Annotated in this window: 12 protein-coding genes and 2 pseudogenes; 8 read left to right on the top strand and 6 right to left on the bottom strand. The window is 70.3% G+C overall.

The genetic code is table 11. The annotated features are described in order from the left end of the window. Positions 1-10 precede the first annotated feature (10 nt). The 3 genes from rplL to A5694_RS01165 all read right to left on the bottom strand — a co-directional run bounded on the left by rplL (position 11) and on the right by A5694_RS01165 (position 1735). A complete protein-coding gene (gene rplL, locus A5694_RS01155; protein ID WP_064920023.1) occupies positions 11-400 on the bottom strand; it encodes a 50S ribosomal protein L7/L12 in 390 nt (129 codons plus the stop codon). A 40-nt stretch (positions 401-440) separates the two neighbouring features. Continuing rightward, positions 441-1061 carry a 50S ribosomal protein L10 gene (gene rplJ / locus A5694_RS01160; RefSeq protein ID WP_064920024.1) on the bottom strand — a complete coding sequence of 207 codons (621 nt, stop codon included), beginning with the start codon at positions 1059-1061 and terminating at the stop codon, positions 441-443. Between the two features lie 245 nt (positions 1062-1306). Next, the gene (locus A5694_RS01165; protein WP_064920025.1) at positions 1307-1735 is read right to left on the bottom strand and encodes a DUF1772 domain-containing protein; all 429 of its coding nucleotides are present in this window, start codon (positions 1733-1735) and stop codon (positions 1307-1309) included. Between the two features lie 71 nt (positions 1736-1806). On the opposite strand from A5694_RS01165, the gene A5694_RS01170 reads away from it, so the two are divergent. Next, a complete protein-coding gene (locus tag A5694_RS01170; RefSeq protein WP_064920026.1) occupies positions 1807-2187 on the top strand; it encodes a winged helix-turn-helix transcriptional regulator in 381 nt (126 codons plus the stop codon). A gap of 8 nt (positions 2188-2195) precedes the next feature. On the opposite strand, the gene A5694_RS01175 is transcribed toward A5694_RS01170, so the two are convergent. Next, a complete protein-coding gene (locus A5694_RS01175; protein WP_064920027.1) occupies positions 2196-3107 on the bottom strand; it encodes an ROK family protein in 912 nt (303 codons plus the stop codon). Continuing rightward, positions 3107-7273 carry an NEW3 domain-containing protein gene (locus tag A5694_RS01180; protein WP_064920028.1) on the bottom strand — a complete coding sequence of 1389 codons (4167 nt, stop codon included), beginning with the start codon at positions 7271-7273 and terminating at the stop codon, positions 3107-3109. Before A5694_RS01180 ends, A5694_RS01175 begins: the two co-directional genes overlap by 1 nt. A gap of 87 nt (positions 7274-7360) precedes the next feature. Between A5694_RS01180 and A5694_RS01185 the strand changes: the two genes are divergently transcribed. The 7 genes and pseudogenes from A5694_RS01185 to A5694_RS01215 form a co-directional block, all read left to right on the top strand. After that, complete coding sequence (locus A5694_RS01185) at positions 7361-7885, top strand: DinB family protein (protein WP_064920029.1); 525 nt, start codon at positions 7361-7363, stop codon at positions 7883-7885. A 3-nt stretch (positions 7886-7888) separates the two neighbouring features. Beyond that, the gene (locus A5694_RS01190) at positions 7889-8491 is read left to right on the top strand and encodes a DinB family protein (protein WP_082952451.1); all 603 of its coding nucleotides are present in this window, start codon (positions 7889-7891) and stop codon (positions 8489-8491) included. Continuing rightward, a complete protein-coding gene (locus tag A5694_RS01195) occupies positions 8491-9414 on the top strand; it encodes an alpha/beta fold hydrolase (RefSeq protein WP_064920031.1) in 924 nt (307 codons plus the stop codon). Before A5694_RS01190 ends, A5694_RS01195 begins: the two co-directional genes overlap by 1 nt. After that, positions 9411-10757, top strand: a complete 1347-nt coding sequence (locus A5694_RS01200) for an ABC1 kinase family protein (protein WP_165605178.1) — start codon at positions 9411-9413, stop codon at positions 10755-10757. Before A5694_RS01195 ends, A5694_RS01200 begins: the two co-directional genes overlap by 4 nt. A gap of 4 nt (positions 10758-10761) precedes the next feature. Then, the gene (locus A5694_RS01205) at positions 10762-11667 is read left to right on the top strand and encodes an alpha/beta fold hydrolase (protein WP_064920033.1); all 906 of its coding nucleotides are present in this window, start codon (positions 10762-10764) and stop codon (positions 11665-11667) included. A gap of 84 nt (positions 11668-11751) precedes the next feature. Next, positions 11752-12615, top strand: coding sequence for a cyclopropane mycolic acid synthase family methyltransferase (locus tag A5694_RS01210; protein ID WP_064920034.1), 864 nt, complete (start codon positions 11752-11754; stop codon positions 12613-12615). Positions 12616-12768: 153 nt separating this feature from the next. Continuing rightward, a pseudogene (locus tag A5694_RS01215) lies at positions 12769-13176 on the top strand (class I SAM-dependent methyltransferase); the annotation flags it as partial. A gap of 45 nt (positions 13177-13221) precedes the next feature. Here the strand turns inward: A5694_RS01215 and A5694_RS24420 are convergent. Continuing rightward, a pseudogene (locus A5694_RS24420) lies at positions 13222-13287 on the bottom strand (hypothetical protein); the annotation flags it as partial. Positions 13288-13326: the final 39 nt, after the last annotated feature.

Consider the following 13326-nt stretch of genomic DNA (forward strand, 5'->3'; position numbering starts at 1 on the left):
GCGGTAGGAACTACTTGACGGTGACGGTGGCGCCGGCAGCCTCGAGCTTGGCCTTGGCCTCCTCGGCAGCCTCCTTCGCGACCTTCTCCAGCAGCGGCTTGGGAGCGCCGTCGACCAGGTCCTTGGCCTCCTTGAGACCCAGGCCGGACACGACCTCGCGGACCACCTTGATCACGCCGATCTTCTTGTCGCCGGCCGACTCCAGGATGACGTCGAACTCGGACTGCTCCTCGCCGGCCTCAGCGGCGGCCGGGGCAGCACCCGGGGCGGCGGCGACGGCGACCGGAGCGGCAGCGGTGACGTCGAAGGTCTCCTCGAACTGCTTCACGAAGTCCGACAGCTCCAGCAGGGTCATCTCTTTGAAGACGTCGAGCAGCTCTTCGGTGGAAAGTTTGGCCATGATTTCGGTCCTTTCTGATTTCCGGTTAGGAAGTTGGGGGTTATTCGGTGGTTTCGGCCGGGGCCTCGGCGGTCTCCGCCGGAGCCTCGGTCTCGGTCTCTGCTGCCGGGGCCTCGGCAGCAGGTGTGGCCTCGGCAGGTGCAGCCTCGGCGGGCTTCTTCTCCTGCAGCGCCGCGGCCAGGCGGGCCATCTGCGAGGCCGGCGCGGCGAACAGGCCGGCCGCCTTGGACAGGTTGGCCTTCATGGCACCGGCCATCTTGGCCAGCAGCACCTCGCGCGACTCCAGGTCGGCGATGCGCTCGACCTCGGCGATGGACAACGCGCGACCGTCCATGTAGCCGCCCTTGATGACCAGCGCCTTGTGGTCCTTGGCGAACTTCTTGATGGCCTTGGCGGCGTCGACCGGCTCGCCCTGGACGAACGCGATCGCCGTCGGGCCGGCGAACAGCTCGTCGAGGCCCTCGATGCCGGCCTCCGAAGCGGCCCGCTTGACCAGCGTGTTCTTCGCCACCGCGTAGGTGGCTGAGCCGGCCAGCGAGCGCCGCAGCTCCGCCAGGTTCGCAACCGTCAGACCGCGGTACTCGGTGATCACGGTGGCGGTCGAGTCCTTGAACTGCTCGACGATTTCCGCGACGGCGGCGGTCTTGTCAGCCCGCGCCATGCATACCTCCTCGGGGTCGCTGTAGTGTCCAGGCGATCCGCCTCGGATACGACGAACGCCCCGACGCAGGAAGCGGTCGGGGCGTCACACATACAGTGCCGGCGGAGCCGGTGCCTCGTCCTCCTGCGTGGGCCGCCGGGATGTTCCCGGACCTTCAACCGATTGCTCGGTGACCGACGGTCTTCGGTGGATCGGCACACACCATAGCGCGGCCGGTGGCGATCAGCCAAAACGGGCGGCGCCGCTCAGGCGTTCAGCGCGCCGATCACCAGCACGACGAACAGGATCGCCAGGATCGCAACCCGCAACCAGTGCAGCCGATCCCAGCGCGCCACGAGCGGACGCGACACCTCACCGGCCGCGACGCGGTTGTTGATGGGCACCATGACCGTCACCGACATCAGCACGACGACGGCCATCAGCGCGACACCGGCAGCGATGAGCCCCCGCTGCGGACCGGCGACGACGGCCGTCGCCACCAGCAGCGCAAACGAGGCCAGGTACCACAACGGCATCACCCGCCCCAGCAACCGGGCGCCGTCACTGCGGGCGGCCCGGAAGGCGTCGGCGGGCAGCCGCCCGAGGATCGGGTGGACGAACGCCGTCACCGCGAACTCCGAACCCACCAGGGTCCCGACCGTCAGCAGCGCAAGGATCTCGACAATCTCGGTCACGGCCTCGACTATGAGCGTTAAGCTGACAGAAAACAAGGTACTGACAAATTAGTCAGCTTCAGGGGGGTTCGGTGGCGGTATCGAAAACCAGGGCCAGCGACTGTCCGATTGACACCGCATTGTCGGTGATCGACGGCCGCTGGAAGGGCACCATTCTGTGGCGGCTGTCCGACGGGCCGATGCGCACCGCCGAACTGCGGCGCAGCATCCCCGGAATCACCGAGCGGATGCTGATCCGTCATCTTCACGAGCTGGTCGCCGATGGCATCATCGACCGTCACGACGCCGGCACCGTGCCGCCGTGCGTGCACTATTCGATCTCCGAGTACGGGATGACGCTGGCCCCGGTGCTGGAGGCGCTGTGCGCGTGGGGCCGCGATCACATGCAGCGCGGCCCCCGCCGCGTTGACTCTGCAGCCACGGCGCGGTCTTCTCGCGCTTTGTCGCCGTAGACGCAGACTCAACGAAGGGTGGCCAGCGCCGCCGCGCCCACCAGGCCGGCTTCGCCGCCGAGTTCGGCGGGTATCACCTGCAGCCCGGCCAGGAAGTCCAACCCGGCATAGTCGGCGAGCGCCGCCCGCAGCGGATCGAACAGCAGTGCACCGGATTTGGCGACTCCCCCGCCGATCACCACCAGGTCCAGATCGCAGACGGCGGCCACCGAGGCGATCATCGCCGCCAGCGCGTGGGTGCCGCGCCGGTAGGCCCGCAGCGCCACCGGGTCACCGGCCAGCGCGGCCGCCCCCAGCGCCTTGGCGTCGGCGGCGGCTTCCGGCGTCCACCCCTTGGCCAGCGCCCAGCGCACCATCGCCGGACCCGAGGCGATGGTCTCCACGCAGCCCCGGCCGCCGCAGCGGCACGGTTCGCCGTCGGCGTCGACGACGACGTGCCCGACGTGCCCGGCGTTGCCGGTGCGGCCCTGGAAGGGCGCGCCGTCGAGCACCAGACCACCACCCACCCCGGTTGAGACCACCATGCCGAGCATCGAACGCGTCCCCCGCCCGGCCCCGTGCCGGTGTTCGCCGAGGGCCATGCAGACGCCGTCGCCGCCCAACCGGACCGGCACGCCCGGTACCGCGGCGGCCACCCGGTCGCGCAGGGCGAACCCGCGCCAGCCGGGGATGTTGACCGGGCTGACGGTGCCGGCGTTGACGTCGATGGGGCCGGCCGAGCCGATCCCGACCGCCCTGACCCGCCCGCCGGCTCGGGCCAGCACGTCGTCGAGCAGCTCGGCCACCACCGCCCACACCGCCTCGGCACCCTGATCGCCGGGGGTGGGCCGGGTGGCGGCGTAGGTCAGTGCTCCATCGGTAGCGACCAGGCCGGCCGCGATCTTGGTGCCGCCGACGTCCAGCGCGAGAACGTCGGCCATCAGCAAAGACTCCCGGGGTCCGGGGCCAGCACCGTCATCCGCACCGCCGGCGAGTAGACCAGTGCGCCCGCCGCGGCGAGGCGGACCAACGCCCACCAGGCGCCGGGCCTCGTCCCTGCCGGCGGGCTCAGCGTGAACTCGACTTCGACGCTGCCGCGGGCCGGGACCAGCGCGCCCACCGCGGCCGGCCCGGCCCACTCCCAGGCACCCCAGGGGGTGATCAGGTGCGCCTCGGCCGCCAGGTCGGCGTGGGCATCGGTGCCGACGATGACGTTCAGCCGTGCGGTGCGCCCGGCGGTCACCGCTATGTCGGACAGGCCGTCGACATGGAGCAGCCGGTCGGCTCCCGCATCGCCGACGCGCACCACCGCTACGTCTTCGATCGGCTGCCGCCAGGCCCGCGGCACGTCTGCGGGGAGGTCGAGTCGGGCGCGGATCGGGTAGAGCCCCGGCGCGGCATCGGCCGGCACCGACACCGCCACCGGGATACCGGTGTGCTCCCCGGCCTCCAGCCGCACCGGATGCGCGCCGGGGGTGGCCGCCCAGCCGCGCGGGCACTCGCACGTCACTGCGCCGGCCAGGGGCGCGTCGACGCTGTCGCTGGCCACGCTCAGCTCCAGAGTGAGCTGAGCACCCGGCACGGCGTCCACCCGGTGCGGGTGCAGCGCCGGGGTCACCGGCTGGCCGCCCAGGGGCGCCGGCCCGCGATTGTGCAGCCAGTAGCGGGCGTACAGCGGCTGGGCGGCCTCGGAGTCGGGGGCCAGGCGGGCGCAGCCGGGATCCAAGCGTTCGATGCCCAGCCGGGCCGTGACGGTGGCGATCTCGTAGCCGTGCAACCGGTTCGGGTCGGGGTGTTCGCGCGGCTGCTCGAGCAGGTCGGCGCGGCCCAGCACACTCACCGGGCCCAGGTCGCTGCCCAGCATCACCGCGGCGCCGGCACCGTGGGCCTCCACCAGCCGCAGGCTGACCGTCGTGGGGTCGACGGGATACGCGCTGCCGCACGCCGTCGGGTTGCCGGCCGCTTTGAGCGCGCCCAAGGCCACCGCGCCGGCCGGCTCGACCCGCAGCAGCGAGCCACGCGGCGGCAGCGGGCCCGCTCCCCCGGCCACCGCGATGGCCCGTAGCGGGTCGGCGAACTCGGCGCCGCGCGCCGCGATCTTCGCCTCGCGCCAGTCACCGTCGCCGGCGACCAGCGCGTAGTCGAAGGTATGCGTCCAGTGCTGCAGTTGGAACGCGCTGCCGTCGGGTGCGGTGCGGCGCGGGTCGTCGGTCCAGGCCGCCGAGGGCCAGCTGGTGCAGGACCGCATCAAGGCGGTGTGCAGCGTGCCGGCGCGGTCGACGGCGAAGCTGGGCACGCCACGGTTGATCAGCGCGACGGTGCGCGCCTCGAACGGCTCCATCTCGGAGCGGACGTCCTGGTCCACCACGATCTCGTGGTCGGCCAGATCCTCGGCCACCCGGGCGATCTCGGCGGCCAGGCCGGCGGCGTCGCGGGCGGCGACCACCAGCACCGGCAGGGCCCGCGGGCCGCTGAGATCGACCACCCCGTCTCGGGCGACCCAGACCTCGGTGAGGGGTTTTTCCGCGGGCACCCACACCCGGGCCCGGCCGTGCTTGTCGAGCTGCCGGTGCAACTCGGCGGTGTAGTCCGGGTCGGCGGCGGCCAGCACCGCCTCGGTGAACGCATTGGCATCGGGTCCGCCCAGCGCGATCCGGACATCCGGCAGGTTGGAGTCGACGTCGAGGTTGCCGTAGCGGGGCCCGTCGGCCTGCGAACAGGTGGCGGTGACGCCGGCGCGCACCAGCGCAACCATCAGCGCGCGCGGCGCCGCGCCGATCACCTCGGCCACCGACACCGCCCGGCTGCCGTCGCCGGCGCTGACCCGCGCCGTTGCCGACAGCCCGAACCAGCGGTAGGCCGGGGTGTCCAGGGTCCACGGGCACTGGGCGGTGTCCACCGAGCGTCCGCTCGGCTCGTGCAACAAACCGAATCCGCGGCCGATGACGGCGTCGGCCACCTCGGCGACCGGCAGCGCGCCGGGCACCGGACAGGGCCAGCGCAGCCGCAGCAGGTGGTCGGCGCCGGTGAACTCATCGATGGTGGTGGAGCAGTCCACCCGGTCCACGCCGTGCCAGAGCGTCAGCGTCTGGGTGTAGGACAGCAGGTTGCGGATCCGCCCCGAGACCACCAGCCGCTCCCCCAGCGGTCCGCGGTAAGCCTGCACGGTCACGCCGGTGGCGACCGCCGAGGTGAACAGGTTGCCGCTGGGCACCAGATGCCAAGGGCCTTCCCCGGATTGGGGATGCTTGGGGTATTCGTCGTAGACGGCCAGCTGGTTGCCCAGGCCGCCCGCAGAGATCATCTGCCGGCCCCGATACCGCCACGATGAGATGCCGCCGCCGCGGCCCGGGTCGGCGGTCAGCCGATGGTGTTCGTTACCGATCGCGGTGCCCGGTATCGGCTGCCAGCTCGGTGCGTCCGGCGCGGGAACCAGCCGGTAGGCCCGCCAGCCCAGCGACGGCACGTCGCGGGCCAGCCAGCTGACCGTGGTGCCGTCGTGCTGCACATCGGCGGGAAGTTCGGTGCCGTCGGTATCGATCACCCGCACCCCCGCCGCCAACGGCGTCCGCAGCCGCACGGTGACCACATCGGTGCGGCTGTGCGCCACCGGGTTCCACACCACGGCTCCTTCGTCGGTACCGACCAACCCCGACAGCACCGCCAGGGCGTTGTCGAGGGCCTCGGTGCCCAGCTGCCAGGCGTCGCGCCAGCCGGTCAGCAGGTCCAGGTAGACCTGGTCGGCCTCCGATCCGGTGATGGCGTCGTGGTGGGCGCCGTAGCACAGCTGCGCCCACGCCTTGGCCAGCGCCGCCTCCGGGTACTCGGCGCTGGTCAGCGCGGCGGCGAACACGGCGAAGCGCTCAGCGGCCAGCAGCGCCTGTTCGGCCGCCCGGTTGGCCTGCTTGGTGTCGATGTAGGAGACGTGGCAGCCGGTGTAGATCGGGTTCATGTCGCGGGTCTGGGGGGACGGCGCCTGGCCGCGCTGCTCGAGTTCGGCACGCACCGCGGCGAAGAACTCGCTCGGCAGGGCGCAGACGAATTTCGGCCAGGTGTAGCGCGCGTTCCAGTCCCGGTGGATCTCGGTGACCCAGCGGTTCGGCGGGGTGAAGTCGGTGCCTACCGGCAGCAGCACGTTGCGGGTGGACGCCACCTGCTTGAGGCCGCAGAACAACCGGTAGACCTCGGCCTCGGCGTCGGCCAACGAGTCCTGGGCGTCCATCCACCAGCCGGCCGCGTAGTGCGCGGGCATGTAGTGGGTCAGCAGGCCGCGTCCCGACGGCGAGATCCACTCGAACTCGGATGCGAACTGCATCCGGCGCGCATCGCCTCCGCCGGCCATCGGGCCCCATTGGTGAAACGGTCCGCGCGCCCACGCGCTGGAGCTCAGCCCGGCATCGGCCACCATCCCGGGAAACTGCGGGTCGTGCCCGAACACGTCGAGCTGCCAGGCCGTCTGTGGATCAGCGCCCATGATGCCGCGCTGAAAACCCAAGCCCGCCACCAGGTTCCGGATCGTCGTCTCGGCACCGGTGAGGTTGGTCGAGGGCTCGTTGTAGGTGCCGCCCATCACCTCGACGCGGCCCTGGGACATCAGCCGGCGCAACTCGGCGCGGTCCTGCGGATGGGTGTCCCAGTACGGCTTGAGGTAGTCGACCTCGGCGAGGACGAACTTGTACTCGGGGTGCTCGCGCGCCCAGTCCAGGTGGCCGCGCACCAGGTTGATGCCGTTGGTCTGCCGGCAGGCGCCCAGCGGGTGCTCGGTCCACGCGCTGGTGTAGTTGGCCTGGGTGTTCCACCACACCGGGTCGTAGTGGAAGTGTCCGACCATGAACATCGTCCAGCCGGGCTCGGCGACGGTGAAGGTGAAGCCGGTGCCGTTGACGCTGGCGGCGCGCTGCTGACCCGCCACCGGGTCTGCGACGGTCACCGGCACCTCGACGGCACCGCTGCCGGGTTCTGCGACGGCCTCCCCCGCCAGACCGTCACCCTCCACCCGCACCCGTGCCGGTGCGGCGGCGTCGCGGTAGTCGACCCGGACCAGTTGCACCGGTGCGTCGGCCGGACCGACGAACTTCTCGGTCGATTCGGCGGCGGTCACCTGCATGTCACCAACGTACGGATGTGCGCCCGCGGCACGGCGTCTTTCCGCCACGGCGGCGAAATCGTCTGACGTCCATGCGACGCTCGGGGCATGACGAACCCGACCGCCTACCTGACCGAGCAGCTCGACTGGCACTGGCAAAACCAGCTGCGGCCCCGGTTGGACGGCCTGTCCGACGACGAATACCTGTGGGAACCGGTGCCGGGCTGCTGGACCGTGCACCGCGACGGCGTCGACTTCGAGTACCCCGCGCCGCAGCCGGCGCCGTTCACCACCATCGCCTGGCGGCTGGCGCACGTGACCGTCGGGGTATTCGCGATGCGCAACTATCACCACTTCGGCGGACCGCCGGCCGACTACCAGAGCTGGCCGTATGCGCTCGACGCCGCCACCGCGCTGCAGCAGCTCGACGACGCCTATGCGCGGTGGAGCGCCGGGGTGCGCGGCCTCGACGACGCGGCGCTGGCCCGACCGATCGGCCCAGCGGAGGGCCCCTGGGCCAGCCATACGATGTTCCAGCTGATCTTGCATATCAACCGCGAGGCCATCCACCACGGAGCCGAAATCGCCTGTATCCGTGACCAGTACGCCCACCAAGCCGATCGAAAGGCCTAAACGATGCCCGGACTTGCCCCACCGGTGAGCGATGAGCGCCACGCCCTGCGCGAATTCCTGGCCTATCACCAAAGCGCCTACTTCGCGGTGGCCTACGGCCTCACCGACGAGCAGGCGCGCGCCACCCCGGCGGCCAGCGCCCTGTCGATCGGCGGGCTGATCAAGCACGCCACCGGGATGCAGCGCAGCTGGATGGCCCGCGTCGCCGCAGCGCCGGACGCGCCGCCGGCCGACCCGCGGCCGCGCGAAGAGATCGCCCGCGAATTCCAGGACCAGCACGTGCTGCGGCCGGATGAAACCCTGGCCGGGGCGCTGGAGGCGTTCGCTGCCCAGAACGCCGAGACGCTGCGGCTGGTGGCCGCCGCGGACCTCGACGCGGCGGTGCCGGTGCCACGCGACGCGCCGTGGTTTCCCACCGACATCGATGCGTGGACCGTGCGCTGGGTGTTCCACCACGTGATCAACGAGCTCGCCCGGCACGCCGGACATGCCGACATCATCCGGGAGAGCATCGACGGAGCCACCATGTACGAACTGATCGCCGGGTTCGAGGGCTGGGAGCCGACGGCCTGGCTGCGGCCCTGGAGGCCTGGTAGCAAGGCCTAGTGCAGACCCGGACCGGGCGCGCCGATGCCGGCGGCGTGGAGATCTTCTACGAGGACCTGGGAGCCCCCGACGACCCGGCGGTTGTGCTGATCGCGGGGCTGGCGGCGCAGTTGCCGACGTGGCCGGACGGATTCTGCGCGCTGCTGGTCCGGGCCGGCTACCGGGTGATCCGATTCGACCACCGCGACACCGGGTTGTCGGCCAAGTTCGACGGCCGGCACGCCCCGGACGGCCGCCCCCGGCAAGCCTGGCGCTACCTCCTCGGCCGCACCAGCGCCGTCCCCTACACGCTGGTCGACATGACGCGCGACGTGGTGGCGCTGCTCGACCATCTCGGCATTGCCCGCGCCCATGTCGTCGGCGCCTCGATGGGCGGCATGATCGCCCAGATCCTGGCCGCCACCGAGCCGGACCGGGTGGCATCGCTGGGCGTCATCATGGCGACCACCGGCAAGCGGATCTTCACCGCGCCACCGGCCTGGCGCCTGCTCAAACTGGCCTTGCAAGCACCGCCGTCCGACGCCGCCCCACAAGACAGGCTGGACTTCGAGGTGCGCCATCTGGCCACGCTCAACGGCCCGGTCGTCGCGCCGTCACCGGCCGAGCTGCACGCCCGGGTGCGCCACCTCCAAGAACGCTGCAGCTACCCGGAGGGGCTGCGGCGCCACGTCGACGCCGTGTTGGGGACCGGCAGCCTGCTGCGGTACTCCCGCGCGATCACCGCCCCGACGGTGGTGCTGCACGGATCGGCCGACCCGATGCTGCGGCCGGCCCACGGCCGCGCGGTGGCCGCCGCGATCCCGGGCGCGCGGTTCGTGCTGGTCGAGGGTATGGGCCACGACCTGCCGGCCGCGGTGTGGCAGCCGGTCGCCGGGGCGCTGACGCAGAACTTCCGCGACGGATTTGGCAGACTGCAGCAATGAGTTCGACCCCGCCTCGCCAGGTGGTCCAGCTCGACCGAGTGCCGTTACCGGTCGAGGCCGCCCGTATCGGTGCGACCGGCTGGCAGCTCACCCGCGCCGCGACCCGGGTCTTCACCCGGCTGCTCGGCCCCGGACCGATCCAGCAGAAGGTGATCCGGGAGCTGCCCCAGACGTTCGCCGACCTGGGACCCACCTACGTCAAGTTCGGCCAGATCATCGCCTCGAGTCCCGGCGCGTTCGGCGAGCCGCTGTCGCGGGAGTTCCGCGGATTGCTGGACGCCGTGCCGCCGGCCGACCCGGCCGCCGTACACAACCTGTTCGTCGAGGACCTGGGCGCCGAACCGCAACAGCTGTTCGCCAAGTTCGACGAGACCCCGATCGCGTCGGCGTCCATCGCCCAGGTCCACTTCGCCACCCTGCACAGCGGCGAGGACGTCGTCGTCAAGATCCAGCGCCCGGGCATCCGCCGCCGGGTCGCCGCCGACCTGCAGATCCTCAAACGGTTCGCGCAGCTCGTGGAGCTGGCCAAGCTGGGCCGCCGGTTGTCCGCCCAGGACGTCGTCGCCGACTTCTCCGACAACCTTGCCGAGGAACTGGACTTCCGCATCGAGGCGCAGTCCATGCAGACCTGGGTCTCGCACCTGCACGCCTCGCCGCTGGGCCGCAACATCAAGGTGCCCGACGTGCACTGGGACTTCACCAGCGAGCGGGTGCTGACCATGGAACGGGTGTCGGGCATCCGCATCGACGACGCGCCGGCCATCCGCAAGGCCGGCTTCGACGGCGTGGAGCTGGTCAAGGCGCTGCTGTTCTCCACATTCGAGGGCGGGCTGCGGCACGGCCTGTTCCACGGCGACCTGCACGCCGGGAACCTGCTGGTCGACGACGCGGGCCGGGTGGTGTTCCTGGACTTCGGGATCATGGGCCGCATCGATCCGCGCACCCGCTGGCTGCTGCGCGAGCTGGTGTACGCGCTGCTGGTCAAGAAGGATCACGCCGCGGCCGGCAAGATCGTGGTGCTGATGGGCGCGGTCGGCACGATCAAACCCGAGGGCCAGGCGGCCAAGGACCTGGAGGCGTTCGCGACCCCGTTGACGATGAAGTCGTTGGGCGACATGTCCTACGCCGAGATCGGCCGGCAGCTCGGCGCGCTGGCCGACGCCTACGACGTCAAGCTGCCGCGCGAGCTGGTGCTGATCGGCAAGCAGTTCCTGTACGTGGAGCGCTACATGAAGCTGCTGGCGCCACGCTGGCAGATGATGTCGGACCCGCAGCTGACCGGCTACTTCGCCAACTTCATGGTCGACGTCAGCCGCGAACACAAAGAGTCACCGGAGGTATAGCCCCGTGGAAGTGCGCAGCGGTACCGCCCGCTCGGGGGACCTGGATATCTATTACGAGGACCTGGGCAGCGTCGACGACCCGCCGGTGCTGCTGGTGATGGGCCTGGGCGCCCAGTTGCTGCTGTGGCGCACCGGGTTCTGCGAGAAGCTGGTCGCCCAGGGCCTGCGGGTGATCCGTTACGACAACCGGGATGTGGGGTTGTCCACCAAGCTGGGCCGCAAACACGCCCACGGTGCCCTGGTGCTGCGGATGGCCCGGTTCTGGCTGGGCAAGCGCAGCCCGGCCGTCTACACCCTGGAAGACATGGCCGACGACGCCGCCGCCCTGCTGGACCACCTGGGCATCGACAAGGCGCACGTGGTCGGCGCCTCGATGGGCGGGATGATCGCGCAGGTGTTCGCGGCCCGGTTCGCCGACCGAACCCGGTCGCTGGGGGTGATCTTCTCCAGCAACAACCGGCGCTTCCTGCCGCCGCCGGCGCCGCGTGCGCTGCTGGCGCTGCTGTCGGGGCCGCCGCCGGACTCGCCACGCGAGGTGATCATCGACAACGCCGTGCGGGCCAGCCGGATCATCGGTAGCCCCGGCTACCCGACACCGGAGGAGCAGCTGCGGGCCAACGTCATCGAGGCCTACGAACGCAGCTACTACCCGTGGGGCATCGCCCGGCAGTTCGGCGCCATCCTGGCCAGCGGCAGCCTGGCCGCCTACGACCGGCTGATCACCGCGCCGACGGTGGTCATCCACGGGCTGGCCGACAAGCTGATGCGCCCGTCGGGAGGACGGGCGATCGCCGACGCGATCGACCGCGCCCGGCTGGTGCTGTTCGAGGGCATGGGCCATGACCTGCCCGAGGAGCTGTGGGACCCGGTGATCAGCGAGCTGACCACGACCTTTGCCGCCGCCCGATAGCTAATTATCAGGTTGGCTACGGCGGATTGTAGGATGTCGGAGCCTCTCCACTATTTCCCCTGAAGATCGCGAGTGAATCTAGCCATGCCGAAATTGGAACCGAAGTACGAGGAACTGCAGTCGATCTACGACATCTCGAACGAGTTCTTCGAACTGTTCCTGGGTCCCACGATGGGCTACACCTGCGGGTACTACGAGCGTGAGGACAGCACCCGCGACGAAGCGCAGACCGCCAAATTCGACCTGGCGCTGGGCAAGCTGGACCTGCGCCCGGGGATGACGTTGCTCGACATCGGTTGCGGCTGGGGGGGCGGCATGCAGCGGGCGATGGAGAAGTTCGACGTCAACGTCATCGGGCTCACGCTGAGCGAGCGGCAGCGCGAGTACGCGATCGAGAAGCTGTCCAAGGTCGACAGCAACCGCAGCTTCGAGGTGCGGCTGCAGGGCTGGGAGGAGTTCACCGGCAAGGTGGACCGGATCGTGTCGATCGGCGCCTTCGAGCACTTCGGCCGCAAGCGCTACCCGGAGTTCTTCAAGATCGCCTACGACGCGCTGCCCGACGGCGGCCGGATGCTGCTGCACACCATCACCGCGATCACCGGTCAGGACGAGGCGCAGCGCAAGGGCATCCCGCTGACCATGGACCTGGCCAAGTTCACCCTGTTCATCATGAAGGAGATCTTCCCGGGCGGGCAGCTGCCGTCGGCGGAGATGCCGCGGGTGTTCGCCGCCGAGGCCGGGTTCCGCTGCACGCGCGACGACGAGATCGGGCCGAATTACGCCCCGACACTTCGGGATTGGGCCGCGGCGCTGGCCGCGCACAAGGAGGAGGCGCTGGCCCTGCAGGGCCAAGAGGTCTACGACCGCTACGAGAAGTACCTCAACGGCTGCATCAAGCTGTTCCGCGAGGGGTACAACAGCGTCCACCAGTACACGCTGCAGAAGTAGCGTGAGTCGACTCTCCCCGGATCTGGCTTGGCCGCATTTCACGTCAACCGACTCACCCTCGACCGGCTAAGCTGCAACAGTTGACCGTGACGGGCGACACACCACGACACGTCCGGTCACGGCGGGTTACATCAGGAAGGCAACCAGTCACAGATGGCGGAGAAAGCGACACGCGCGGCGGGGATGCGTCCAAAGTTCGAAAACATCCAGGCCCACTATGATCTGTCCGACGACTTCTTCGCGCTGTTCCAGGACCCGAGCCGCACCTACAGCTGTGCGTACTTCGAGCCGCCGGACCTGACGCTGGAGCAGGCACAGGTCGCCAAGGTCGACCTGAACCTGGACAAGCTGGACCTGCGGCCCGGGATGACACTGCTCGACGTCGGCTGCGGCTGGGGCGCGACGATGAAGCGCGCCGTCGAGAAATACGACGTCAACGTGATCGGGCTGACGCTGTCGAAGAACCAGCACGCCTACTCCCAGCAGCTGCTCGACGAGATCGACACCGAGCGGTCCCGTCGGGTGCTGCTGCAGGGCTGGGAAGAGTTTCAGGAGCCGGTAGCAGTTCTGGAAGAAATTGTCGTAGTTCTCGTGACCGAAGTGCTCGAACGCCTCGATCGAGACGATCCGGTCCACCGGCTCCTGAAACTCTTCCCAGCCCTGCAGCAGCACCCGACGGGACCGCTCGGTGTCGATCTCGTCGAGCAGCTG

The sequence above is a fragment of the Mycolicibacter sinensis genome, assembly GCF_001667945.1.
In the GTDB taxonomy this organism is placed as follows: Bacteria; Actinomycetota; Actinomycetes; order Mycobacteriales; family Mycobacteriaceae; genus Mycobacterium; species Mycobacterium sinense_B.